Source organism: Pelobacter seleniigenes DSM 18267 (assembly GCF_000711225.1).
Taxonomy (GTDB): Bacteria; Desulfobacterota; Desulfuromonadia; order Desulfuromonadales; family Geopsychrobacteraceae; genus Seleniibacterium; species Seleniibacterium seleniigenes.
This window is the reverse complement of sequence record NZ_JOMG01000002.1, coordinates 1,268,129-1,293,577: the sequence shown is the minus strand read 5'-3', so window position 1 is coordinate 1,293,577 and position 25,449 is coordinate 1,268,129. Positions and strand designations below refer to the sequence as shown.

The 25,449-nt window shown below is 56.1% G+C and carries 22 protein-coding genes; 6 read left to right on the top strand and 16 right to left on the bottom strand.

The window, feature by feature from the left end; translation table 11 throughout:
* The first annotated feature begins 68 nt into the window (after nucleotides 1-68).
* Both N909_RS0108605 and N909_RS0108600 read left to right on the top strand, forming a co-directional pair.
* On the top strand, nucleotides 69-671 hold the full coding sequence (locus tag N909_RS0108605; RefSeq protein WP_029914097.1) for an acetate uptake transporter: 603 nt from the start codon (nucleotides 69-71) through the stop codon (nucleotides 669-671).
* Nucleotides 672-725: 54 nt separating this feature from the next.
* Nucleotides 726-1,064, top strand: coding sequence for a hypothetical protein (locus N909_RS0108600; protein WP_029914096.1), 339 nt, complete (start codon nucleotides 726-728; stop codon nucleotides 1,062-1,064).
* A gap of 12 nt (nucleotides 1,065-1,076) precedes the next feature.
* Here the strand turns inward: N909_RS0108600 and N909_RS0108595 are convergent, their stop codons facing one another.
* The 5 genes from N909_RS0108595 to N909_RS0108575 form a co-directional block, all read right to left on the bottom strand.
* Nucleotides 1,077-2,444, bottom strand: coding sequence for a sigma-54-dependent transcriptional regulator (locus tag N909_RS0108595; RefSeq protein WP_029914095.1), 1,368 nt, complete (start codon nucleotides 2,442-2,444; stop codon nucleotides 1,077-1,079).
* Nucleotides 2,445-2,483: 39 nt separating this feature from the next.
* On the bottom strand, nucleotides 2,484-4,439 hold the full coding sequence (locus N909_RS0108590) for a cache domain-containing protein (protein WP_029914093.1): 1,956 nt from the start codon (nucleotides 4,437-4,439) through the stop codon (nucleotides 2,484-2,486).
* Between the two features lie 290 nt (nucleotides 4,440-4,729).
* Nucleotides 4,730-6,121, bottom strand: coding sequence for a dihydrolipoyl dehydrogenase family protein (locus N909_RS0108585; RefSeq protein ID WP_029914090.1), 1,392 nt, complete (start codon nucleotides 6,119-6,121; stop codon nucleotides 4,730-4,732).
* Nucleotides 6,122-6,357: 236 nt separating this feature from the next.
* Nucleotides 6,358-6,711: a hypothetical protein gene (locus N909_RS0108580; RefSeq protein WP_029914087.1), complete on the bottom strand. Its 354-nt coding sequence runs from the start codon at nucleotides 6,709-6,711 to the stop codon at nucleotides 6,358-6,360.
* 314 nt (nucleotides 6,712-7,025) lie between these two features.
* The gene (locus N909_RS0108575; protein WP_029914084.1) at nucleotides 7,026-7,787 is read right to left on the bottom strand and encodes a porin family protein; all 762 of its coding nucleotides are present in this window, start codon (nucleotides 7,785-7,787) and stop codon (nucleotides 7,026-7,028) included.
* A 232-nt stretch (nucleotides 7,788-8,019) separates the two neighbouring features.
* On the opposite strand from N909_RS0108575, the gene N909_RS0108570 reads away from it, so the two are divergent.
* The 3 genes from N909_RS0108570 to traF all read left to right on the top strand — a co-directional run bounded on the left by N909_RS0108570 (nucleotide 8,020) and on the right by traF (nucleotide 11,425).
* Nucleotides 8,020-8,730 carry a response regulator transcription factor gene (locus N909_RS0108570; protein WP_029914082.1) on the top strand — a complete coding sequence of 237 codons (711 nt, stop codon included), beginning with the start codon at nucleotides 8,020-8,022 and terminating at the stop codon, nucleotides 8,728-8,730.
* On the top strand, nucleotides 8,727-9,860 hold the full coding sequence (locus tag N909_RS0108565; RefSeq protein ID WP_051689621.1) for a sensor histidine kinase: 1,134 nt from the start codon (nucleotides 8,727-8,729) through the stop codon (nucleotides 9,858-9,860). The genes N909_RS0108570 and N909_RS0108565 overlap by 4 nt, the downstream gene beginning before the upstream one ends.
* A gap of 89 nt (nucleotides 9,861-9,949) precedes the next feature.
* Nucleotides 9,950-11,425 carry a conjugal transfer protein TraF gene (traF, locus tag N909_RS0108560; RefSeq protein WP_029914078.1) on the top strand — a complete coding sequence of 492 codons (1,476 nt, stop codon included), beginning with the start codon at nucleotides 9,950-9,952 and terminating at the stop codon, nucleotides 11,423-11,425.
* A 198-nt stretch (nucleotides 11,426-11,623) separates the two neighbouring features.
* Here traF and N909_RS0108550 read toward each other — a convergent pair whose 3' ends face one another.
* From N909_RS0108550 to aroC, 3 genes are all read right to left on the bottom strand, one after another.
* Nucleotides 11,624-11,968 carry an RNA recognition motif domain-containing protein gene (locus N909_RS0108550; protein WP_051689620.1) on the bottom strand — a complete coding sequence of 115 codons (345 nt, stop codon included), beginning with the start codon at nucleotides 11,966-11,968 and terminating at the stop codon, nucleotides 11,624-11,626.
* A complete protein-coding gene (ylqF, locus tag N909_RS0108545; RefSeq protein WP_029914074.1) occupies nucleotides 11,965-12,831 on the bottom strand; it encodes a ribosome biogenesis GTPase YlqF in 867 nt (288 codons plus the stop codon). The genes N909_RS0108550 and ylqF overlap by 4 nt, the downstream gene beginning before the upstream one ends.
* Before the next feature lie 76 nt (nucleotides 12,832-12,907).
* Entirely contained in the window at nucleotides 12,908-13,987 is a 1,080-nt protein-coding gene (gene aroC / locus N909_RS0108540) for a chorismate synthase (RefSeq protein ID WP_029914072.1), read from the bottom strand.
* Between the two features lie 494 nt (nucleotides 13,988-14,481).
* Here aroC and N909_RS0108535 point away from each other — a divergent pair, with 494 nt between their 5' ends.
* Complete coding sequence (locus N909_RS0108535; protein WP_051689619.1) at nucleotides 14,482-15,174, top strand: carbonic anhydrase; 693 nt, start codon at nucleotides 14,482-14,484, stop codon at nucleotides 15,172-15,174.
* Between the two features lie 68 nt (nucleotides 15,175-15,242).
* Here N909_RS0108535 and N909_RS0108530 read toward each other — a convergent pair whose 3' ends face one another.
* The 8 genes from N909_RS0108530 to N909_RS0108495 all read right to left on the bottom strand — a co-directional run bounded on the left by N909_RS0108530 (nucleotide 15,243) and on the right by N909_RS0108495 (nucleotide 25,445).
* Complete coding sequence (locus N909_RS0108530) at nucleotides 15,243-17,108, bottom strand: penicillin-binding protein activator (RefSeq protein WP_029914067.1); 1,866 nt, start codon at nucleotides 17,106-17,108, stop codon at nucleotides 15,243-15,245.
* 37 nt (nucleotides 17,109-17,145) lie between these two features.
* Entirely contained in the window at nucleotides 17,146-18,267 is a 1,122-nt protein-coding gene (gene dnaJ / locus N909_RS0108525; protein ID WP_211253980.1) for a molecular chaperone DnaJ, read from the bottom strand.
* Between the two features lie 67 nt (nucleotides 18,268-18,334).
* Complete coding sequence (gene dnaK / locus N909_RS0108520) at nucleotides 18,335-20,239, bottom strand: molecular chaperone DnaK (protein ID WP_029914063.1); 1,905 nt, start codon at nucleotides 20,237-20,239, stop codon at nucleotides 18,335-18,337.
* 38 nt (nucleotides 20,240-20,277) lie between these two features.
* Nucleotides 20,278-20,892 (bottom strand): nucleotide exchange factor GrpE, encoded by a 615-nt coding sequence (grpE, locus tag N909_RS0108515; RefSeq protein WP_063336389.1) that lies wholly within the window; start codon nucleotides 20,890-20,892, stop codon nucleotides 20,278-20,280.
* Nucleotides 20,893-20,916: 24 nt separating this feature from the next.
* Nucleotides 20,917-21,957: a heat-inducible transcriptional repressor HrcA gene (gene hrcA / locus N909_RS0108510; protein WP_029914060.1), complete on the bottom strand. Its 1,041-nt coding sequence runs from the start codon at nucleotides 21,955-21,957 to the stop codon at nucleotides 20,917-20,919.
* Nucleotides 21,958-22,245: 288 nt separating this feature from the next.
* Nucleotides 22,246-23,379, bottom strand: coding sequence for a radical SAM family heme chaperone HemW (gene hemW / locus N909_RS0108505; RefSeq protein WP_029914058.1), 1,134 nt, complete (start codon nucleotides 23,377-23,379; stop codon nucleotides 22,246-22,248).
* Nucleotides 23,380-23,419: 40 nt separating this feature from the next.
* The gene (locus N909_RS0108500; RefSeq protein ID WP_036683016.1) at nucleotides 23,420-25,189 is read right to left on the bottom strand and encodes a Na(+)/H(+) antiporter subunit D; all 1,770 of its coding nucleotides are present in this window, start codon (nucleotides 25,187-25,189) and stop codon (nucleotides 23,420-23,422) included.
* Entirely contained in the window at nucleotides 25,179-25,445 is a 267-nt protein-coding gene (locus N909_RS0108495) for a hypothetical protein (protein ID WP_029914054.1), read from the bottom strand. The genes N909_RS0108500 and N909_RS0108495 overlap by 11 nt, the downstream gene beginning before the upstream one ends.
* Nucleotides 25,446-25,449: the final 4 nt, after the last annotated feature.

The window sequence follows — 25,449 nt, the reverse complement described above, 5'->3', positions numbered from 1 at the left end:
TCTGAGGCAATGCCCCGCATGCGCGGGGCATTGCCCTGGAGACTGTCATCTGACGGGAGGAAGGCGTGATGAGTGCACTGGTCTTGGCCAAGGGGAGTCGATTTCCGAGCTTAGGGCTGCTGGCGCTGGCCGCAACCCTGGCTTTTTATATGCTCAGCCAGCTCGACGGCTATCGGCCACCGGTGCTGCTGACCGGCTCGATTCTGCTGACCGGCGGAGCGGTTCAATTGCTCATCGGGATCAGCAGCCGCCAACAGGGGCGGGTGGAAGCTGCCGTGACCCTGTTGCCGCTGGGGATTTTTTGGCTGTCGCTGATCAGTTACCAGGTGTTTCCTGCCCTTGGGCTTGGGCGACAGCCGAATGCCCTGACCATGTTTTCCTTTCTCAGCCTGTGGGGGCTGTTTATGGCGGTTCGATTTTTGGGCAGTTTCCGCCAGAGCCTGGCGATGCAGATGTTGTACGGCACCATGATGTTCTCTTTTCTGGCTCTGGCCATGGACTATCTGCGGACTGACCAGGTGTTTCTCATCATCGGCTGCACGACCGGGATTTTGGCTTCGAGCGTGGCCGGCTATATGGCTTTGGCGCAGTTCTGTCGGCAATTGGCGGGGCGCGAGATTTTCCCGCTGGGTGACTGTTCGCCCGAAGAGGACGACCGGCAAGGCTTGTAAAATATGGCCGGATAAGGTTTACTTGAATTAAGCTTCTCTTGAAACGGAGAAAAGATGAATCCTGGCCGACATATGACATTTCTCGGGCTGCTCGCTTTGGCCTACTACGCCGTTCTGCTGGCGTCGGGAGCGGTCAGCACAGACGTCATGCCGCAGTTTGTGGTGTCGGCCGTCCTGTTTTTGTCTTCCGGCCGATTGTTGCGCAAAACCTCGGCGGTTCGGGTGAAAGACAAAAAGAAAGCCGAACTGGACAAGCCGCGCAAGGAACCCGACTGGGCCTTTCGGACCCAGGTGCTCAACTGGGTGATGACCATTCTGATCCTGCTGGTGCTGGGCTTGTGGGTGATGAAACCGGTCGGGGTTTCGTTCATGGAGATGCTTGATTTCGGCTAAGCGCCCTTCCCTTCAGTTGATCATGTCTTCTTTGCGCAAACCGTATTTTTTCATTTTCCGATAGATGGTCGCCATATTCATGTTGGCTTTTTGGGCGGCTGCTTCGATGTTGCCGTCGGCGGCGCTCAGCAGCTGGCGCAGATAGTCGATTTCAAACCGTGCCAGGGCCTGGTTGTAGTCATTGTCCGGCGGGGTGACGGCGCTGTCCGTTTCGATGAACTGGGCCAGGGTCGCCAGGCTGATACGCTGCTCGGTTTCGATGGTCAGACAGGCTTCGATGACGTTCTTGAGCTGGCGGATGTTGCCCGGCCAGGCATACTCACAGGCGGCGGCCTGCGCCTCTGGTGTGAGCCCGCTGATTTCGGTCTTGAACTTTTTATTCTGGTCGGCAATGAAATGGGCCGCCAGCAGCGGGATATCCGCTTTGCGCTGGCGCAACGGCGGCAGGTGCAGGTTGATGACATTGAGCCGATAAAAAAAATCCTCGCGGAAACTGCCACGCTGAACCTCCTGTTCCAGGTCCGAGTTGGTCGCCGAGATCAGCCGGACATCGACCCGGGTCGGGACCGTATCGCCGATCCGTCGGAATTCCTGTTCTTGGAGAAAGCGCAGCAGGGTTTTCTGGACGGAGAGGGGAAGATTGCCGATTTCATCCAGGAACAGGGTGCCCCCGTCGGCTGCTTTGAGCAGACCGATTTTATCCGCGTCGGCGCCGGTGAAGGCGCCCTTTTTGTGTCCGAACAGTTCGCTTTCCAGGACTGAATCGGGAATAGCCCCGCAATTGATGGCAATAAACGGCTTTTCCTTGCGTGGCGAATTGTAGTGAATCGCCTGGGCGATCAGTTCCTTGCCGGTTCCGGATTCGCCGGTGATCATCACCGAGGTGTCGCGGACCGCAACTTTTTGGACTTTTTCCAGGAGCTGCTGGAGGATGGTCGATGCGCCGATGATGTTGTCGAAGTTGAATTTGCCGGCCAGGGTTTCCTTAAGCTGGCGGTTTTCTGTTTTCAGCTGGTTATGGTTCAGGGCATTGCGGACCCGGAACAGCAGCTCGTCTGGCTCAAAGGGTTTTGTCAGCATATCGTAGGCCCCTTTGCGCAGGGCCTGAATCGACATTTCCACGGTGGCAAAGGCGGTAATCATAACCACCGGAACGCCGCTGTCCCTGGCCTTGACCCGCTGCAGCACTTCCAGCCCGTCAATCCCCGGCATCTTGATGTCGCTGATCACCAGGTCCCAGCAGCCGGGCCGGAACAGGTCCATGGCCTCCAGGGGATCGGTAAAGGTTCTGACCGCATGCCCCTCATCCATCAGCACGGCCGCCATCATCCGGCACAGTCCCTGTTCGTTGTCGATGATCATGATCTTTTTGGCGGACATGGTCATTTCTTCCTTGTGCAATATGTTAAGTGGCCTGAATCAGTATTCTTCCCGCACCAGCGGCAGGCGGATGATGACCGTTGTCCCGCGGCCGCTCTCGGAGTCGATGCAAATCTCCCCCTGGTGCATGTCGATGATCTGCTTGGTGATGGCCAGGCCGAGACCCGTGCCGCGCGCCTTGGTGGTGAAAAAGGGCTCAAAGATTTTTTCCAGATTCTCTTCGGCGATGCCGGCACCGAAATCGGTGAATTCAATGCGGATGAACTTGTCATCCTCGAGTCGGGTGGAGACGCGGATCTCACCGCCCTGCGGCGATGCTGAGCCGGCGTTGAGCAGCAGGTTGATGGCGACCTGGCGCAGTTGGTCGGCATCAACGGAAATCTGCGGAATCTCTGCCCCTAGGTCCTGCTTGATGGTGACATGGTGGAGGTCGGTGTGGTTGCTGGCGAAATCGATGATCTGCCGCAACAGCTGATTGATGTCGGCCGGCTCGAGGACCGGTTTGGGGGTGCGCGAGTAGCTGAGCAGATCCTGGACGATCTTTTTGCAGCGCTTGCTCTCCCGTTTGATCTCATGGATATAGCTGAAGTTGGGGTCGTCTGCAGGGATTTTTTTCTCCAGGTAACCGGCATAGCCGAGGATGACTCCGAGGGGATTGTTGATTTCGTGGGCCACGCCCGAGGAGAGGACGCCCAGGGAGGCCATTTTTCCTTGCTGGGCCAGGGCTGCTTCCAGCTCCTTGTTTTTTCGCAGCATGCGGGTCATGCGGTTAAAGGCGATCGCCAGTTCGCCCAGTTCATCCCGGCCGGCCACGGTCATCTGTTCGTCGAGACGACCCTGTTTGACCTTGCGAATCACTGTGATCATGTTGTGGATCGGCTCGGTCAGCATTCTCGCCGCCAGGAAGACCAGCCCGGCTGCGATCAGGCCGATGAGCAGGGGCAGCAATAACACATGCAGGGCAATGCGCCATTTCAGGGCGTCGGCGGTGCGGTAAAACTCGTCTTCGTAGCTGCCCACCGCAACGATCCAGTCCCAGGGTTCAAAGTAGCGGTAGCGGACGATTTTCATCCGAGCCCTGCTCTCCCCCTTGTTGAGCCAGGGGTAGCGAATCCAGCCATTCTTGTGCTCGACCATCTCGGCGATAAAGGCCCTGCCGTTGGAATCCCTGCTCTGGAGCAGATTTTCCCCTTCGGCGTCGGGGTGGATGGTGAGGGTCCCGTCCCTGGTCATGCAATAGATGTAGCCGGTTTCGCCGACTTTTTTGCTTTTGATCTGTTCGGCGAGGGTGGTCATGGCGGCCCTTTCAAAGGCCGGGTCATCATAGGTTTCATCCAGGTAGCCACCGGCGGCGACGATCCAGTCCCATTCCGGGCAGTAGCGAAAGGCGACAATCTTGTTGCGCGGACGCAGATCCCCCAGCTGTTCGTTGCGCCAGGGGTAAATGGTGTAAAGAACCTTGCCGGGCGGGGAGGAAATAGCCTGCGCGGTCATCTCGCGGATGAAATAGCGCCCCTGCTCGTCATGGGCATCGATGATATTTTCACCTTCCCGGACCGGGTGGACCTTGAGGGTGCCGGCGCTGGTCAGGGCAAACAGATAGCCACTGCTGCCGATGCTCACCTCCTTGAAACTGTTGCGGGCGGCCTGCTGCGCAGTTTGCAGATCGATGGTGCCGGCGGCCAAATAGGCCTGCTGCTGATTGATCAGGTTGTAGGCCAGATCGACCAGGGTCTTCATTTCCTGGCGGACGATGTTTTTCTTGTCTTCGCGATAGACTTCGAACTGCCGATGGTGGCCGTCGAGCAGGTCCAGGGTGAAGTCGGCCATGTGGTCCAGATCGGCCTTGCTGGTGGCGGTCAATCCCTGATAAGCCTGTTCAGTAGCGACATAGCCGATCACCGCTCCGAGGACGAAAATGGGAACGACAACCAGAGGCAAAATGACAACCAGCATTTTGGAACGGATTTTCAGATTATTGAGCAGTCGATTCATGGCTTCCCAAACCGCAGGACTGGCGAATATGCACGATCTGTGAGTTTATAACATGGTTTTTAAATTAGTGGAACAGTTGTCTCGATCTGCCGTAGTCAGAACGTGCTTTGGACTTTCTGGCCTTTAATTTTAGGCAATCTGTCTAGTTCGAAAAATAGAATACTTTTATATATTTATTTTTTTTGGTGGGTGGGAGGTGTTGTGCTCGGTGCGGATGGTTATTGCCAAGCCGCCAGCCAATGTTGCGGGCTGGCGGCTTGGCGATGCTTTTCCTGGGGTTGGATCGCTGCTTATAACAGCCCCTGCTCCATGGCGTTTTCCCGGGCCGCCTGGCGCAGGGCGTCACTGATACTGGGGTAGACATGAACCATGGTTGCCAACTCGGCGACATTGATGCCGAACTGCACCGCCATGGTTGCTTCATGAATGATGTCCGCGGCCCGCGGGCAGAGCATCTGGACCCCGAGGACTTTACCGCTGCCCTGTTCCGCGGTGAGAATGACCCCGCCCAGCATTTCGCCCATGACGTGGGCTTTGGGCACCCGGTCCAGATGCAGAAAGGTCGTGACCACCTGGTAGCCTTTGGCCTCGGCCTGATATTTGGTCAGCCCGACCGTGGCAAATTCGGGATCGACGAAGACCGCCATGGGGGAATAGCGATGATCAATGGTGTGGTTGCCGTCGGGATCGAGCATGTTGCGGACGGCGATCTGGGCTTCGCGGGCTCCTGCCGGAGCGATCAGCGGCGCGCCGGTGACGTCACCGGCCGCCCAGATCCCGGGTACGCTGGTGCGCAGTTGCTGATCGACCTTGATAAAGCCGGCGGCGTCGGTTTGGACGCCGATCTCCTCCAGACCCAGACCCCGGGTGAGCGGCTGGGTGCCGATGGCGAGCATCAGCCGTTCGGCGCTGAAGCCGACCTCGGCGCCGTTGATCAATGCATACAGGCAGGTCGCCTCACCGACCTTGTCAACGCGCAGGGCATCGACATTACAGAGGATTCTGACTCCTTCGGCTTCCAACATGGCGCGAAACTGCTCGGTCAGGCGCAGGTCGAATTCCGCCAGCAAACGCGGGCCGCGCTCCAGGATTGTGACCCTGGTGCCGAACCTGGCGAACATCTGCCCCATTTCCAGGGCGATTACACCACCGCCAAGGATGATGATGGACTCTGGAAAACATGGCAGGTGCAGGGCGCTGTAGCTGGTCAGGTAGTGGACTTTGTCGAGGCCGGGGATGGGCACCACCCGCGGTTCGCCGCCAGTGGCAATGAGAATCTGCGGTGCGGTGAAGATCTCTTCACCGGCTTCTATCTCAAACGGTGCCACGAAGCGGCCCCGGGCGTGGACCACCTCCATATTGGGAGTGTTGCGCAGCTCACGTTGGTAATGGGTGGTGCGGACGGTTTCGACGGCATTGGTTTTCAGCGGCATCAAGGTGCCGCAGTCAGGATAGCCGGCCCGCAGATTGAGACCCCAGCCTTCACCCTTGCGGGCGCCGTGATACATTTCGGCTTTATGAATCAGGGTTTTGCTGGGAATACAGCCCCAGTTGACGCAGGTGCCGCCGATTTGGGACTGCTCGATCATCACCACCTTTTTCCCCTGGGCTGCGGCAATGCGAGCGCCGCCGAAGGCGGTGGTTCCGGCACCGAGGACGATAATATCGTATTTGCGCGGCATGAGACCCTCTCTGCGGATGAGGCAAACTGAAATTTCATGACGGATGAGCCAGGTCCGGTGGGGATACCCGTGCCCTTGCCGTTCAGCAGGCTATTGAAAAACAGCCTGCCGAGCCCATGGATGGCGATCAAAATCAAGGGCGTCTTTCTACCTCATTGATTTTGTAAGGTGAAAGAAATCACATTTTTCTCCACCGGGCTTGAAAAAGGCCAGGGATGGATTTTTTCAACAACCCGCTAGACTTGCTCCGGTCGGCCGTATTTCAATTCACAGTATTCCAGCCGTGACAGGTAGAGGTCCAGAAAAATCGAGTTGGAGCGCTGGATCATTCGTTCGTTGTGTTCGTTAAAAGCGACATTGAAATTATCTCGAATCATTTGAAACTGTTCTGTGGTCAGGTCTGATGGCAGTTTGACCGTCATTTCCGGGGGTTGGGCCGTAAAATGTTTTTCGAGAAGGGTTTCGACCTCAGTCTTCAAACAACTCAGAACCTGTGGGCTCAGGTGGGAGAGATTGGTTTCCACGGCATCATTGACGAGATCCTTGATCGATTTTTTTTCTTTTTCCAGGGGGATGATTTTAGCTGACATACTCCATTCCATTCGAAAAAAATGATTTAGAAAGTCCCTGACAGAGGTTGAAAAAGTTCCGCATGGCCCTTCTTCATGTAGGTCGGCAGGAAAGCACTTTTCCCGACCTCGCAAACCAACGGCTTAGCAAGTCGCCGGCGGGTTTGCACCGGTCTGCCAGGGGATATTCCATAGGATAACGGATTGGGCTGGTTGGATGCAAAGCGGGGAAGCAAAAAAATCAGTGGTAATGAAATGGGAAGGAGTCCGTTGTTGGTTGGCAGGGGCGGTCAACAACTCGGGAGGCGCAGACGGCGCCTCCCGAGAGAGGATGATCAGAAGCGGACGAGGGCTCCGGCAAAAGGACCGGAAATTTCCGTTTCAACATAGAGATCGCTTTCGTCGATCTTAAGATCGAAATAACGGTAGCCGGCATAGAACCCGACCACCGGCAGCGGCGAAAATTCGACCTGGGCTTCGGCATCCATGAAATGATTGCCGTCGAATTCCATGTAGCCGATCCGGCCGGAAACACCGAGGAAATCGGACAGTGCCACCCGTCCCCGGGCACCGATCGTGGGAATGGGAGCCGTGACCGATTCCGAGGCGGATTCACCCGTGGTGAGATCCTTGACCGAGAATTCGGCATCGGCGACTTTGACACTGAGCTCCGGTCCCAGCTGCAGCCGGACCGGGAGGTCATCGAAATTGATCAGGTAGTGGGTCAAGCTGAAATCGTACAGGTCGATGGTCAGATCGCTGTTGACCCTGGTGCTGGCATTGAACACCTGACCGTTCAGTTCAATGGACTTGGACAACGTTCCGGTCCCGGAAAGGTCAATCGGTAAATAATTCAGGGCCAGGCGGGTGTCCCCCCATTGCAGGGCAACTTCGCCGGTGAATTCTTCGCTGTCGTCAAGGTTGAGATCATCCTGGATATCGACTTTACCGCCTTGTCCATTGATACTTCCGGCAATGGTCCCTTCCGGGCTGAGAACCTGGTATCCGGCCTTGAGGGATATTAATTCATCGGCATGGAGGTTGCCGGAGCAGAGCAGCAGCGCAAGCAGGGGCAAAGCTTTCCATTTTGTAAACATCGGTTTGGGTCTCCTTTGGATAAGGGTTGAGCAGGTATCTGATGATTGCAAAACATTAGCACAGGTAAATTTTTGTGTCAGTCTTTCTAATGTTCCTGTTCTGTGGAACCTTTGTTGCAGGATTACTGCTATGATGGAGTCTGGCGGCCGGGTTGATACCTGGCGCCGAAACCATGGCCGCGCGGTGACGTTAACCGGAATGGAAACCAGATTAGATCTCGGGAGCCTGCTTATGAGCGAAGCTGTCAGGTGCATTCTGATTGTTGAAGATGACCGGAATACGGCCAATCTGGTGGCGACCTATTTGCGCCAGGAAGGGTTTGAGACCCGGATCGAGCATGATGGTGAGGCCGGGCTGCTTGCGGCCAGAACCGGTCAGCCGGCCTTGGTCATCCTCGATCTGATGCTGCCGGGGCTGGACGGCCTGGAGATTTGCCGCCGGCTACGGGCCGAGTCGAATGTGCCGATCCTGATGCTGACCGCGCGGGAAGAGGAAATCGATCGGGTTCTCGGGTTCTCTTTGGGGGCCGATGACTATGTGATCAAGCCGTTTAGTCCCAGGGAACTGGTGGAGCGGGTCAAGGCGATTCTGCGGCGAACCCGCACGCCACAGTCCCAGGCCGTGGCCAGGCTATTAAAGCACGGCCCGCTGTGTCTGGAACCGGAGAAACACAAGGTGACCCTGGGTGGAAAAGCGGTCAACCTGACCTCGACGGAATACATCCTGCTGCACACATTGATGTCCGCGCCGGGCCGGTTGTTCAGCCGCGGAGAGTTGCTGCGGAAATTTTACGAGCATGAAGAGGCTGTGGTGGAAAGAGTCATTGATGTGCATATCAACAAGCTGCGCCAGAAAATCGAGCGTGATCCGGCCCGACCGGTTTTCATCGAGACGGTCCGTGGCTTCGGCTATCGTTTTTCTGAAGATGAGCTACCGTCATGAAACAGCATCTGCTCTGGAAATTGTTGCTGAACATCATTCCGGTGATTTTTTTGACCATTCTGGTGGTCTGGCTGGCCATTGATCATCTGGCTGCGGCTTATTTCATGCGGCTGATGGAAAACTACTCCATCGAACCCCTGGACAGTCATCGGATGTTTATCGAAGCGGTCCACCGCTACCTGCTCTGGGCTGCGTTGGCAGCGCTGGCCCTGGCCTTGACTCTCAGTTATCTGATGACCAAGCGGGTGTTGCGGCCGTTGTCCCAAATGACGCGGATTTCCCGCGAATTGGCGGCCGGGAATTTTTCCAACCGGGTAGAGGTGGTTTCATCGGATGAAGTCGGCCAGCTCGGGATAGCCTTTAACAGTATGGCCGACAGCCTTGAGAAGCTGGAAGGGTTGCGTAAAAGCATGGTCTCCGATATCGCCCATGAGCTGCGCACGCCATTGACCAACCTGCGTGGCTATTTCGAAGGCTTAAGCGATACGGTGCTGCCGCCCTCAGTGGATACCTTTCGCATGCTTGAACAGGAGACATTGCGGCTGGTTGATCTGGTCGATGATTTGCAGCAGCTCTCCAAAGCTGAATCGGCCGAGGCCTTTCTGCAGCGGCGCCAGTTTCAGGTTGCGTCCATGATCGCGCAGCTGTTGCCGCTGTTCCAACTGCGCTTTCAGGCCAAACAGATTGGCATTGATGTCCAGGTGCCCGATGCGCTGACCCTGGTGGCCGATTTTGACAAAATTCTCCAGGCCCTGCGCAACCTGCTGGAGAACGCCCTGCGTTATTCTCCGGAGGGGGGCCGGGTCAGCATCAGCGGTCGGCAGCTGACGGATATAGTGGAAATTTCCGTCACCAACAGCGGCGAAGGGATTGCTGCCGCCGACCTCCCCTATATTTTCGAACGTTTCTTCCGGGCCGATCGGTCCCGTTCGCGAGAGCATGGCGGGGCCGGGATCGGCCTGGCCATCGTCAAGCAGCTGGTGATCGCGCATGGCGGTCAGGTCGGTGCCGAAAGCCGACCGGGACTGACCCGGATCTGGCTGAGGATACCAACAAGTCCACCCATGGAAACCGCCCTTCCAGCCATCGCGGCCAAAGAACGAAGTGCGGGAAGGAAGAGCGGAAATTAAAAAATACTAGTAAATTAATTTTAGTTCATGTATCCTCCTACTCAAAATGTAACTAAAAAGATACATCGTGCGGGAGGATAAATGTGAAGATGAGCAGAATTATTGGTCTGGTGCTGTTGGTTCTGGCGGTTTGTCCGCAGTTTGTTTTCGCTTTGGATACTTATTTCGCTTCGCCCCGTGCCATGGGGATGGGCGGGGCGAATGTTGCCTCTGTGCATGATACCAGCGCCCAGTATTACAATCCGGCCGCGTTCGGGTTTATGGGCGATCCGGCGGCGGGGGAGAAGGCCGCCGATAAGTTTGGCATTGATCTCACTGCCGCAGCCGGCTACCGCTTGCACAGCGACTTCAGTCAATATATCGATGATCTTAATGATATCGACCTGGACCAGCTGAAGGTCGGCATTGAAAATGAGTCGGATCTGCATGACCTGCTGCTGTTGACCGAAGCGCTGAACGCGGTTGAGGAGGACAAGACCGGGGTGACCGCAGATGCCACCGTCGGGATTGGCGTCCGGGCCGGGCGTTTCTGCATTGGGGTCCGTTCCTATGCCGCGGCTTCAGGGCGGGTCACCAGTGTGGATACCCTGAACCTGGGTTTTACGGTCACCCAGGATGAGTTAAATACGGATATTGAAGCGGTTGTGCTCAGTGGCGACGACGGTCAGGTCACGCTGTTGAACGCGGATCAGCAGGCTGCGCTGCTGGCTGCCGGCTACACCAGTGAGGCGATTCAGAATATCGACTATGCCGCTCGGCAGCAGGGCATTTCCAGCAGTGATGTCGATGGCGTTGTCAACCTGCTGGTGGATGTCGCCGATGCGACCGGCTCGACGACCAGTACGACTCTGGACGATAACACGACCACTGTCGATCTGCATGGCATCAGCATTGTCGAGCTGCCCCTCAGTTACGGCTACCGACTGACCCCGCATATCGCGATCGGCGGTAACCTGAAACTGATGCGGGGGCGGGTTTATAAGAATCAGGTTTCCGTATTCGATAATAACGCCGGTGATGCCCTTTCGGAAACGGACGAACATTATCAGGAAACCACCACCTTCGGGGTCGATTTGGGGGTGATGGCAAAATATGGTCAGTTTTCTTTCGGGTTGGTCGGACGCAATCTGAATTCACCCAAGTTTGACGGTTTCTCCAAGACTGTGCTCCTCGATAACGGTGAAACGGTGACTTTGCGGGCTGCAGATGTCCGCCTTGATCCGCAGGTCACTGCCGGGGTTGCCTATATGCCCCTGGAGACGCTAACGATCGAGGCGAATATCGATCTGGTTGAGAGTGAGACCACCTTTCCGGGGTATGATACCCGGAATATTTCCGTCGGTCTCGAATGGGATGCATTCCATGTCCTTGCGCTGCGCCTGGGCGGTTATAAAAACCTCGCCAACAGCGACGTTGATTTTGTCTATACGGCAGGCCTGGGGGTGAACCTCTGGGCAGCACGGTTGGATATTGCCGGGGCTTTTGCCGCGGATTCTTATGAATACGACGGTTCTGATATCCCGCAGGAAGCGAAGATTTCCGCAGCACTGAGCTTTAACTTTTAGCAGGCCATAAAAAATCGGCCTCGCCATTGGGCGGGGCCGGTTTTTTGGTTGCTGGAAAAATCTCTGTTCCGGACTGGCTGCTGGTTGAACAGGTTCATTCGCGAACCTTTTCAGGCCAGCGAAGAACGGTACGCGGTTTCCCCCCTCGCAAAAGTAATGCGTGAGCGGCTTGGCAGCGCCTCGGCTGGGGCGCGCAGTTTAGCGAACTTTTTTCCGGCCCTTGGGCATTCTGCGGCGCCGTGAGCGTTGCGGTAGCACTTCTTCCTGAGGTTCGGGAGCAGCACCTTTGGGGCGGGCCGGAGCCACCTTGATGTAGCGTTTATCCAGCTTTGTGCCATCAAGAATGTTAACGGCTTCACGGTTTTCCTTTTCGTTGGACATCTTGATAAAGGCGATCCCTTTGAACTGGCCGCGGTCATCGTTGAGCATGAAAACCGAGCGAACCGTGCCGCAGGTCGAGAATAGTTGTCTGAGTTCTTCTTCGCTCGTTTCAAAGGGCAGCTCTGAAACGAACAATTCCTTGATTTTGGTTTTTTCTGTCATTGGGTTTCCGTCGCCCTTTCAAAAGCACTGTTTGTTTCGTTCGGTCTTTCCAGGCTGATGGGACCGATTTTCCCACCCCGCAATTCGCGCAGCAGCACCTCCGCGGCACGATGCAGGTCGACTTCGCCGCCGCTGACCAGGCAGCCGCGTTGCCGGCCGATCTCCTCCAGCAGTAACAGCGGGGTGTCAGGGAGTCGGTCGAGCTTATAGCGTTTCAGCAGCAGGCCGGGGTAGCGTTCGCTCAGGTACTCGGCGCTGACCAGGCCGACAGCCGTCGAATCATAGGCGTCATCACCAATAGCCCCGCTGGCCGCCAGTCGGCAGGCACCGGGGACGCTGTCGAGAATCGGCCAAAGAATCCCCGGCGTATCCGAAAGCAGAATCCCGTTGCGCAGGTCAATCTGCTGTGGGCAGGTGGTGATGGCTGGCTTGTCGCCGACCCGGGCGATTTTCTTGCCAGCCATGGTATTGATCAGGGTCGATTTGCCAACATTGGGAATCCCGACAATAAGAATCCGCAAAGGTTTTCCGGCCTTGACCCGCGCTGTGAGCATCTTGCGGCAGAGCTTGGGAATCAGTCCGGCATCGCGGCGGTCTTTGGCGTCGATTGCCAAGGCCTTGACGGCCTGCTGCTGCTCCAGCTTGCTGATCCAGGCTTTGGTGACGCTGGAATCGGCCAAATCAGCCTTGTTGAGGACCTTGATGCAGGGTTTGTTGTTGCGCAACCGTTCCAGCAGAGGGTTGGCGCTGCTGATCGGTAAGCGGGCGTCAAGAACCTCGATAACCAGGTCAATTTTAGGCAGGATTTCAGTGATCTGTGCCCGGGCCTTCTTCATGTGGCCCGGATACCAGTCGATAATCATGGGAACTCTTATCTTGGCAAGAAAAACTTGTCAGCTGAATTTTAAAACCGGAGCGGCTGGCCGCTCCGGTCATTTGTTATTGGCGCATTTTCTGAATCATGGCCAGATCGGCCAGAACCAGAGCGGTCATGGTTTCCACGATCGGAACCGCCCGGGGAACCACACAGGGATCGTGTCGTCCTTTGGCTTCAAGCAAGGCGTCTTCTCCGGTATATTTTACCGTCTGCTGGGCCTGGCCGATGGTTGCCGGGGGCTTGAAGGCGACCCGGAAATAGACCGGCTCACCGTTGGAGATGCCCCCCTGAATCCCGCCGCTATGGTTGGTCAGGGTGCCCAATCTGCCCGCCCGGTTGATAAAGGGGTCATTATGGGCTGAGCCGCGCATGCGTGCCCCGGCAAAGCCGGAGCCGAGTTCAAACCCCTTGGTCGCGGGGAGCGATAGCATGGCGTGGGCGAGCATGGCTTCGAGGCGATCAAAGACCGGCTCGCCGAGACCAGCGGGAAGGTTGCGACAGACACAGCTGACCACTCCGCCCACCGAGTCTTTGGCTTCGCGGGCCGCGACGATCTCTTCGGTCATATTAGCGGCTGCCGCAGGGTCCGGGCAGCGGATCGCGTTCTCGTCGACCAACTCACGGCTGATACTGTTCATATCGACGGCCGCGGCATCATGGTTGCCGACCGAGCTGACCCAGGCGACAATCTCAATACCGAACTGTTCCAACAGAAATTTCTCGGCCACGGCACCGGCGGCCACCCGGCCGATGGTTTCCCGGGCACTGGACCGGCCGCCACCGCTGGAGGCATGGATCCCGTATTTCATGCGATAGGTGTAATCGGCATGGGAGGGGCGGGGGATCTCGCTCATGGAACCGTAATCGCCGGGACGCTGATCCTTGTTTTTGACCAGCATACCGATAGGGGTGCCCAGGGTCAGGCCGTTTTCGACTCCGGAGAGGATCTGCACCTGATCGGCTTCATTTCGTTCGGTGCCGAGGCGGTTGCCGCCCGGCCTGCGCCGGTCAAGCTGGACCTGGATATCTTGTTCACTGAGGGCCAGCTGCGGCGGAACGCCGTCAACGACAACCCCTACGCCGGGGCAATGAGATTCACCGAATGTGCTGATTTTGAAAAATCGACCGAAACTGCTCGACATCTTGACCTCTGTTAAATTCAGTTCGATATTTAAAGAAACGCAGTTGAATTGGCCAGCATAACAGAAAAGAGTTGGCGAGGCTATGGAATCATCTTCCGGCGGAGCCAGGATTTATCTCGACAAATAAGAGTTTATGCTGAGCGGATAATATCTTGACTGAAAAGATAGTGAATTATATCCTAAGCCCAGAGTTAAGGCCGGTCCTTTGGACCTCCTCGGTTTAACTCTCTCCACTTTGCACCCCATATCCATTGATGGGGTGCTTTTTTTTAGGGCTGCCTGTCGGACCCGTTTACTTAAGTTCTGCTTGCGGGAGAGTTTTCAGATTGGAAACGAGTAATTTTTGTTGAGGTAAGGAAATCAAGGGCTTATGTGGAGGCGTAGTTCTTAACGCCGCACCAATAAGCCCGCAGATTGGCACCGCCGCGGCGGAAAAGGGCGTTTCCGGTTGACAACTATGCTAAGATGCCTGCAACTGAGCAGGGAGGATTTTGATGGCCGATGTGACCCGCTTTATTAATGGGATTATTAATTTTCAACAACAGCATTTTGGTGAAAATGCGGAGCTTGCCAGCACCCTGTTGGCAGGGCAGAAACCGCAGGCTTTGCTCATCGGCTGTTGCGATTCACGGGTTGATCCGGCCCTGATGACCGACTGTGCACCGGGTGATCTGTTTATTCTGCGCAATATTGCCAACCTGGTGCCCCCTTATCTGAAGAATGATGATTATCACGGGGTCAGCTCATCCATTGAGTATGCGGTCTGCATTCTGGAGGTTTCCGACATCATTGTGCTTGGGCATTCCGGTTGCGGTGGGATTGCGGCGCTCATGGATTCTGCCGACGGCAGGGAGACCGGGGAGTTTATCGGCAAATGGGTCAATATCGCAGCTGCTGCCCGCGATAAAGTTCTCACGACAATGCCTCATGAATCGCTGGAAAAGAAAACCCGGGCCTGTGAGCAGGAGGCCATTCTGGTTTCGCTGAAGAATCTGATGACCTTTCCCTGGGTCAGGGATCGAGTGGCGCAGGGGCGGTTGAGTCTGCACGGCTGGTATTTCGATATCGGCAACGGGCGGCTGAAATACTACAATCAGGTAACTGGAGAGTACGATGTCCTGGTTGACCGTTATGCTCCGCCTGATCTGCTCGCCAGCGAAAAAGCTGACGGGGAAGGCCCCAATTAATCAAATTCAGCCGTCCCCCGAATCTTCCGGATAGAAGCAGTCAGGGGACGGTCATGCCTACTGACGGGTCAATCGTTCTTTTCGACAATCCGCCCGTTCCTGAATTTAAGCAGATAGAGGTTCTTGAGGGATTCGCCAAAGGAGTCGAACCCGTAGGTGCCGGTCACCCCCTGGAAATTCTGCAGGCCGAGCACTTTCTTGCGCAGGTCGTCACGATTGTTGAGGGTTGGATCGTCCATGGCCTGGAGCAGGATGGTGGCCACATCAAATGCCTGGGCTTCCAGAATGGAGGGATCGTCCCCGTAGGCCTGCCGGTAAAGTTCTTCAAAGCGCTTGACCTCGGGGCGTTTGCTGTCGGCAAAGAAGGCGTCAACAAACACCGCGTCTTTGAGGAAGCGGCTGGCTCGCTTGGCCAGGTCCGCTGAATTCCAGCCGTTGATGCCGAGCAGGGTGACATCCTTGATGCCGTAAAAAACCAGCTGCGGCGCAATCAGGCTGATCCGGTCAGCGTAATCCGGAATGAACAGAGCGTGAAAGGGGGGCAGCGGATATTCCAATTCCGGCGGCTCTTCCCCTTCCTGCAGAGGAATCGGGACTTGCCGGTCGAGCCAGAGCAGTTGCTCGATGGGTTTTTTGAAGTCCGTGCTGTCGTCTGGGTAGCCGATGACATCGACGATCTCGCCCCCGGCCCGCTGTACCTCATCGACAAACAGTTTGGTCATCTGTTCGCCGAGGCGGTTTTGCGGATGGAGAACGGAAAAGGAGATGTGCCCGGTTGCCATGGCATAGGCAACCAGCTTTTTCACCTGATGATCGGCGGTCAGCGTGTCGCGAAAGATAAAATCACCGATTTCCGGCAGCCCCTCCCCCTGGGACAAGGACAGGAGCGGCACCATTTCCTGTTGGGCTCGGCGCGCTGCCTCGTTGGCGGTGGTCGCCAACAATGGCCCGATGATAGCCATGACCCGGTCGTCGTCGGTCAGTCCGCTGACCAGTTGTGCCGGGGTCACCCCTTGAGTGGCGGTATCCCGATAGATAAAGCGGACCGGCAGGCTGGTCTTGTTATGCTCCTGCAAGGCCAGCTCAAGGCCTTTTTTGACCAGTTCGCCGTAAGATGCGTAGCGGCCGCTCAATGGCAGCATGACCCCGATACTGTCGCGGCTGAGCCAATTGTCGTCACTGGTTCTTTTCAGCAGGGCTTCGGCTTCCTGCCAGTAGGGAAAAGTCACCGAAGAAGCAAAAATCCGCTGCAATTGCTGCCGAGCCTGTTCCGGTTGTTGTTTGACCAGGGCGCGACGGGCAAGTTGCAGGCGTGCATCCTGGCCGATGGCCGTCCCCTGCCACATGAAAGCGGCTTCGCTGAGATCTGTTTCGCTGAGCTTGTTTTGCAGCAGCTGGTGAGCCTGGGCCAGAACTGTGGCCGGCTGTTCCGTAAAAGGCAACTGCTGGTGGAGGAAAAACAGGGCCTGGAGGCTGTCGCCGCGAGCGGCGGAAGCCGTGGCCAGGGTGCTGAACAGGGTCTTTCGGTCGGCAGTACTGAGCGGTTCGCTGATCAGCGGGCGCAGGCGTTGCAGCCCGGCATCGAACTTATCCGTTTCAACCAGACATTGGCCCATGAGCAGTTCGATTTCAGGGCTGTGGAGGATGTCCGGGATGCGCTGCAGATAAAGCAGGGCATCGACATAATTGTTGCGGGCGATGAAGATCCTGGCGATCAGCGCATAACCCCGGGCGGTTTCCGGGGTGAAGGGTTCTTGCTGGATAAAATTGCGCAGAACGGCTAGGGCCTGGTTATAGCTGCCGGCTTGATAGAGCTGCCGCCCCTGTTCCAGCTGCTCCAGCCGTGGTGCGGCTGCGACAGAGGCAGGAACAGACCAGCTAAGCAGTGGAATGATAAGTATCCAGAACAGAATCAGGGCGATGACGTGCTTCATGCCGGCTCCATTTCGAAATCAAGTGCGGGAATTCGGATCAGTCAAACAGTTCCTTGACTTTATCAAAAAATCCCTTGCCCTGGGGATGAATATCTTCACCGCTTTCGCGGGCAAATTCTTCCAGCAGTTCCCGCTGGCGGCTGTTCAGTTTGGTTGGAACCTCAACTTTAAGGACCACCAGCTGGTCGCCACGGCCGTAGCCCTGCAGTGAAACGATCCCCTTGCCGGAGAGTTTGAGCACTTTTCCGCTCTGGGTTCCGGCCGGAACCTTCATGTTGACTTTGCCTTCCAGGGTGGGCACCTCAAGGTCGCAGCCCAGAGTAGCCTGAACAAATGAAATGGGAATTTCACAGATGACGTTTTGGCCGTCGCGCTGAAAGATCGGGTGTTCTTCCACGCTGATGACGACATAAAGGTCCCCGGGAGGACCGCCCTGCGACCCGGCTTCGCCCTCTCCGTTCAATTTGAGACGTGTCCCGTTTTCCACTCCGGCTGGAACCCGGAGGGAGAGGGAGCGCTTTTTCCTGACCTGGCCGGTCCCGCGGCAGTCCGGGCAGGGATCTTTGATGATCTTGCCTTCACCGCGACAGTCCGGACAGGGGCGGGTCATGGTAAAGAAGCCCTGCTGGTAGCGAACCTGGCCGGCTCCGCGGCAGGTTGAACAGGTTTGAGCGTCTGTTCCCGGCCGGGCTCCTGAACCATGGCAGGTTTCACAGTTCTGTTTGCGGGGCAGCTGAAGTTTCTTTTCTGTCCCGAAGGCCGCTTCCTCAAAACTGATGGTCAGGTTGTAACGAAGATCGTCGCCCCGTTGCCCGCGACTGCCGCGTCTTGACCCTCCGCCGAAAATATCACCGAAAATATCGCCGAAAATATCTTCGAAAGGAGCGCCGCCAAAATCGAAACCACCACCGGAAAAACCGCCGCCGCCGTTAACCCCGGCATGGCCGAATTGATCGTAAGTGGCGCGTTTTTGGGAATCGGACAGAACGGCGTAAGCTTCAGAAAGCTCTTTGAATTTATCTTCGGCAGTTTTATCGCCGGGGTTTTTATCCGGATGGTATTGAATCGCCAGCCGACGATAGGCCTTTTTGATTTCGGTTTCGCTGGCGTTCCGGTTGACTCCCAGAATTTCGTAGTAATCGCGTTTAGACAAAATAATCTATCCTGATCAGAAAACAGACGGACGTCGGCCCGCAATTGTCAGGCCGACGTCCGTTCTTATGAGGTTATTTCTTTTCGTCGACGTCTTCGAATTCTGCGTCGACAACGTCGTCGCTGCCGGCTTGGTCGGCAGCACCGGCGGCGTCAGCAGCCGCACCGTCGTTCTGAGCCTGAGCGTACATCATCTCCGCAAGTTTGTGGGAGGCCTGGGCCAGGGTTTCGCTCTTCTTCTTGATCTCTTCGGGATTGTCGCCGGCAATCGCTTTCTTCAAATCGTCCAGTGCGTCCTGGATCTGTTTTTTGGTGGCGCTGTCGAGTTTTTCACCATGTTCGCTGAGCGATTTTTCAGTGGTGTAGGCAAGTCCGTCGGCCTGGTTTCGGGCTTCGATCAGTTCCCGTTTCTTCTTGTCTTCGCCGGCATGGGATTCAGCGTCTTTGACCATCCGGTTGATCTCTTCCTCGGAGAGACCGCTGGATGCGGTGATCTGGATCGACTGCTCTTTGCCGGTGCCGAGGTCTTTAGCGGAAACATGAAGAATTCCGTTGGCATCGATGTCGAAGGTGACTTCGATCTGCGGGACTCCGCGCGGGGCAGCGGGGATGCCGACCAGCTCAAAGTTACCAATGGTTTTATTGTCATTGGCCATTTCCCGCTCACCCTGCAGGACATGAACCGAAACTGCCGGCTGGTTGTCTGCCGCGGTCGAGAAGACCTGGCTTTTTTTACAGGGAACGGTGGTGTTTTTCTCGATCAGCTTGGTCATGACGCCGCCGAGGGTCTCAATGCCGAGAGACAGCGGGGTAACGTCCAGCAGCAGCACGTCCTTGACGTCCCCGGTCAGCACGCCACCCTGAATGGCAGCGCCGATGGCGACAACCTCATCCGGGTTAACCCCTTTGCTGGGGGTTTTGCCGAAGATTTCCTTAACCCGGTCCTGCACTGCCGGCATCCGGGTCATCCCGCCGACCAGAATAACCTCATTGATTTCGCTGGCGGAAAGGCCGGCATCTTTCAACGCGGTCTGGCAGGGAGCGACCAGTTTGGCCAGCAGTTCGCTGCAGATGCTTTCCAGTTTGGAACGGGACAGCTTGATGTTCAAGTGTTTCGGGCCGGACTGGTCGGCCGTAATGAACGGCAGATTGATGTCGGTTTCCATGGAGGAAGAGAGTTCGCATTTGGCTTTTTCGGCAGCTTCCTTCAGCCGTTGCAGCGCCATTTTGTCGCCGCGCAGGTCGATGCCCTGATCCTTTTTGAACTCATCGGCCACATAGTCGATGATGCGCTGGTCAAAGTCTTCGCCACCGAGGAAGGTGTCCCCGTTGGTCGATTTAACTTCAAACACCCCGTCGCCAAGATCCAGAATGGAGACGTCGAAGGTTCCGCCGCCCAGGTCGAAGACCGCAATGGTCATCTCTTCTTTTTTATCGAGGCCGTAAGCCAGTGAAGCAGCGGTTGGCTCGTTGATGATCCGCATGACGTTGAGACCGGCGATTTTGCCGGCATCCTTGGTGGCCTGGCGCTGGGAATCATTGAAGTAGGCCGGGACGGTAATAACCGCGTCGGTGACTTTTTCACCAAGGTAGTCTTCCGCGGTCTGCTTCATTTTCTGCAGCACCATTGCGGAAATTTCCGGTGCGCTGTACTGTTTGCCGCGACATTCGACCCAGGCATCGCCGTTGTCGGCTTCGACAATTTTGAAGGGGCTGATTTTAACGTCTTTTTGAACGGCTTCGGCAGTGAATTTGCGGCCGATCAGCCGTTTAATGGCGAACAGCGTGTTTTCCGGGTTGGTCACGGCCTGGCGTTTGGCCTGCTGGCCGACCAGGCGCTCGCCGCTTTCCGTGAATGCAACCATTGACGGAGTGGTCCGCGACCCTTCAGAGTTGGCAATGACAACCGGCTCTCCGCCTTCCATAACGGCCACGCAGGAGTTGGTTGTCCCAAGATCGATACCGATAACTTTACCCATGATTTATGTCCTCCCTTAAGTATTCTTAAACGTACGATCTACTCGTCGTTGTCTGATTCTTCCTGTTGTTTGGTTTCAGCTTCTGCCGGTGCGGTCGGCGCTTTTGCCACCATGACAAAAGCCGGCCGTAACAGACGGTCGTTGAGTTGATAACCCTTCTGCATCTGCTGGACAACGGTATTGACCGGCTGATCAGCGGATTCGAGCTGCCCCATGGCTTGGTGCAGGGCCGGATCAAACGGCTGCCCCATGGCTTCGATGGGAGCGACTCCGAACCTGCTGAGGACCTGACTGAACTGATTCAAGGTCATCTGGACCCCTTCCAACAGGCCGTCGCTGGTGTTGCCCTGATCGGCGTGTTCCACCGCTCTTTCAAGATTATCAATAACAGGTAGAATTTCGCGTAAGATGTTTTCGTTGGCAAATTTAGCCAGGTCCTCTTTTTCCCGCTGAGTCCTTTTGCGCAGGTTTTCCATATCAGCGAGGGTCCGTAAATATTGTTCCTGGTGCGCCTTGGTTTCTTCCAGCGCCTGCGAGAGTTCGTTGCGCAACTGTTCTTCCAGCGACAGTTCCTCAGCGGCTCCAGGGGTTTCTTCTTGCTCCGGAGCTTCCTGAATGTTCTCCGGCTCCTGCTGTTCGGTATTCTTGCCCACCTTTGTTACTCCTTTATATTTAATTTATTCAATTTCCCGTTCCAACATGCGACTGACCAGCTGAGCGGTGAAATCGACAATTGGAATCACTTGTGAATAATCCATGCGCACCGGTCCGATGACACCCAGGGTACCGATCGCGCCTTTCTGACTGGAAAAGTTCGATGAAATCAAGCTATAGCCGTCCAGGTTGATATTGGTGTTTTCACTGCCGATAAAAATCTGTACCCCCTGGGCGGACTGGCTGCGATCAAGGAGTTCGATAAGCAGCTTTTTACTCTCCAGGGTCTGGATCAGCCGTTTCATCTGTTGCGGTGATGCAAATTCCGGCTGCTCCAGCATCAGCGAAGCTCCGGAAACAAAAATCTGATTCTCGACTTCATCCTGCAGTGCCGCACAGGACAGGCTCAGGGCTTGCTTCTTCAGCTGATCATAGAGAATCCGGTCTTCTTTGAGCTCCTGACTCAACTTGGCGCGGACCTCCTGGATGGAGAGGCCGTTCAGTTCCCGGTTCAGGTAATTGCCGATCTGTTCGAGATGCCGGTCGGTCAGGGTCGGATCCGCATCGATGACCTTGTTCTGCACCAGGCCCGACTCGGAAACATAAATCACCAGCAGCCGGCCCTTGGAGAGCCGGACGAATTCGATCTGCCGAAAAACCGTCGAGGAAAACTTGGGCGCCATGACCAGCCCGGTATATTTGGAAAGGCCGGACAGAACCCTGCCGACCTCCTGCATGATATCTTCCAGCTTCATGCCGCTGAAGCGATAGCTTTTGCGAAGTTTGGATTTCTCCTGCTGGGAGAGGTCACGAACCTGGAGCAGAGTATCGATATAGTATTGGAATCCTTTGGCTGTGGGGATTCGGCCCGCCGAGGTATGGGGAGAGCAGAGCAGGCCCATCTCTTCGAGATCGGCCATGACATTACGCACAGATGCCGGCGACAGGTTAAAACTGTGGCGGCGGGTTATCGCCCGGCTGCCAACCGGCTCAGCCGAGGCAATGTAATCCTCAACAATTGCTTCCAGGATATTCTGGCTGCGTTCATTCAGCTCATCAGCCATTGCAAACTCCATACACTCTTCCGGTTTTCACCATGCACGCCCCTGACTTCGATCCGCTGTGTCGGGCGTCTTTTTTGGACTCCGGGTGAAAACTGCAGCATGTCCATCCGGCAGCTTCGGTGGACGCTCTGCAAATAAGGGATCAACCTGTTTCTACGGTGTTAGCACTCTATTGGGTCGAGTGCTAACACCGCAGCCTATCAATGACTTCGGGATTTGTCAAGGTTTATGGCGGCGGAAAAACGCTGCTTTTGGCCTGCTGGAAATGGTTGAAAGGAAAAGGTTCACCTAAAGAAAATGGCTGATCAGATGGTCGTAGATCAGCCACCCGGCAAGGTCAAAGCGCCAGGCCCCGTCCTGGTTGAGCAAGTAGGGTTGGCAGCTGTTGAGTGCGGCGGAAAATACCTCTTCCGGCAGGCAGGAGAAGCGCTGGGCAAAATCATCCCGCGCCAGGCCGTCAGCGGTGCGCAGAGCCAGGTAGGCATACTCCTTCATGGCTGTCTGGCGATCGAAATCTTCCAGCAATCGGGCCGGATTGTGGCCAGTGGCAAGTTGAGACCGATAACTGGCCAGGTCGCTCGGGATCAGCCAGCGTTCCCCCCAGCCGGTCTCATAAAAGCTATGGCCGCCGCAGCCGACAGCCAGGCAGGAGCGTCGCTTCCAGTAAGCCAGATTGTGGGCACAACGGCGACCGGGACGGGCAAAGTTGGAAATTTCGTAATGCTCGAAACCGGCTGCAGTTAAACGTTGGTGGATCAGGCGATACTGATCGCTGTAGGTATCTTCGTCACAGGGGGTGAACTCTCCGGCCGCCAGCCGTGCAGCCAACGGAGTCTCCTCTTCGATGGTCAGGCCGTACAGGGAGATGTGCTCTGAATGCAGTTCCAGCAAGGCGCTCAGATCACGTTCGAGGTCGGGCAGGCCTTGGCCGGGCAGAGCGAACATCAGATCGACGCTGATATTGTCAAAGCCGGCCTGGCGGGCTGCAGCAAAGGCTTGCCTGGCTTCCGTGCCGGAATGAATCCGGCCGAGAAAGGCCAGTTGCCGATCGTCGAAAGACTGGATGCCCAAAGAAAGGCGATTAACCCCGGCCTGACGATAGCCCTGTAACCGGGCCAGATCCAGGGTCCCCGGATTGGCCTCTATGCTGATCTCCGCCGTTGCAGCAACCCCGAAAGTCTGCCGCAGCGTGGCAAGGAGTGCGTTGAGCTGTTGCGGGCTCAGCAACGAGGGGGTACCACCGCCGAAAAAGATCGTGGTCAACGGGGACTGCTGGGGAAGTTCTTTTTTCAGCAGGGTGATGTTCTGCTGCAACAGCTCGACATATTCGGCGATCTCCGCTGCGGAGCCAACGCCGGAATAGAAATCACAATACTGGCATTTGCTGGAGCAGAAGGGAATATGGAGATAAAGGGAACTCATCGGCTATCGGCCTCCCCGATTTGCCGGGGAGGCCTGCTGCTCAGGTGAAATAAATGATCGACATGACCGCAAGAAAGAATACGGCCAAAAAAACGCCGCCGCCAACCGGGTAGGCGCTGAAACGGGTCCGGTAGTCAACCTTGTCTTTGTTGCGTTCGAGATTACTGTTGTCGCCGCTCGCTTCAGCTCCCAATTGAATCAGGTGACGCTGGACGTTGCGGGCCGGATCGCTGAAAAAACGCGCGAAGATAGCAGGAATCTGCTGCATGAAGATCCGGTCGCCAAAGCTATTGAGACCGTTGAAGGTCTTATCGCAGCCGGCTACAAACAGGCGTGCTCCCTTGCGGTAGAACCAGTCAGTATCCAGGGAAATGGTCCGGGTCCTTTTCAATAGGGGTAACAGCAAGAAGAAGGCCAGTGCCGAGAACATCAGCAACTGAAACTGGTGCAGGGTATGGTCGAAGGTGTAGGCATGGAACTCGACCGGATAGGGCAAAATGTTATAGAGCGGCTGCGGGTAGACGCCCAGGAAAATACACAGGAATGATAAAAAGGCCATAGCCAGCAGCATGTGTTTGGGTGGCTCGCCCGGACGCAGGCCATTGTCTTTGGCAAAGAAAACAAAATAGGGAAATTTGATCCCCGCATGGAGAAAAACCCCGGCCGAGGCGATTTCGAGGATCAGCCAGACCCAGAAAAAGCCCTGGTGAACGCCGGCCTCGATGATCATCGGCTTACTGGTATAGCCGGACAAAAACGGGAAACTGGAGATGGCCAGGGCGCCGATGGTGCCGAAAATCAGGGTCAGTGGCATGGTTTTGTAGAGTCCGCCCAGATCGGTACACTTGCTTTTGCCGGTCATGTACAGAACCGATCCGGCGCTCATCCACAGCAAGGCTTTGTAGATGATATGGCAGAAGGCGTGGGCGACGGCTCCGCTGATGGCCAGGGACGTGCCAATGCCAACACCGCAGATCATGAAGCCGACCTGATTCATAATCGAATAGGCCAGAATCCGCCGCATGTCGTTTTCCAGGATGGCCCAGATAATCCCGTAGATCGCCATAACGCAGCCGACCACCAGCAGGATTTCCCAGCCAGCGAAGCCGCGAATCAGGGTGTAGACCGCAGTTTTGGTGGTGTAGGCGGTCATGATGACGCCACCGGTTACGGTTGCTTCAGGATAGGCGTCTGACAACCAGGCGTTAAGCGGTGGCGCCGCTGCGTTGGCCAGAAAGCCGATCAGGATCAGGTAAGTCGGCAGCCCGTGGACGGAAAACCCGGTAAAGGCGACGGAACCGCTCGCATTGATTTGCAGCAGGATTCCCGCCAGCAGACAGAGGCCACCGAAAATATGCACCATGACGTAGCGAAATGCCGCTCCGTAGGCGCGCTCGGTTTTTCTGGCCAGGACCAGAAAGGTGGAGGTGACCGCCATGATTTCCCAGAACAGGTAGAGGGAGACCAGATCCGCGGCAAAAACCGCCCCCAGGGCGGCGCCGATATAGGCCAGTGCTGCGGTATGCTCGTAGCGCGATTTCAGGTGCAGGGCGAACAGGAAGCAGGCGAAGGCATTGATGGTAAAGACGTAACCGAACGCTTTGCTGAGTTTATCGACTCGCAACAGGCTGAGGTCGAAACCGAACAGGTGGTAATTAAAGTAGGTTCCCGGAGCAAGTTGGGTAATGACCAGAAAGGCGGCCGCGGGCACCAGCAGAATCAGGATTCGGCGGCCGAGCAACGGCAACAGCCACAGGAGCAGGGCTCCGACAAAAAACAGCAGTGACGGATGCAGCAGACTAGCGGTCATAGTAATCCTCTTTTTTCTTCAAGGCGAAACCGAGCAATTTCGACACCAGAATAATGACCACGCAGGAGACGAAACCGAAGAACGCATAAAAGCCAGGCCAGGTTTCAGCCGAGAAAAACAGGGCATGTTTGTGCATGAAAAAATCCGGAACCACCAGCAGAACCAAGACGATATAGAAAACCGTCTTCAGGCGTTTGATATTCTGCGGCTGGTCGAACCAGGTACAAACTTCCGGCTTGTTATTTTCAGAATCCATAAGT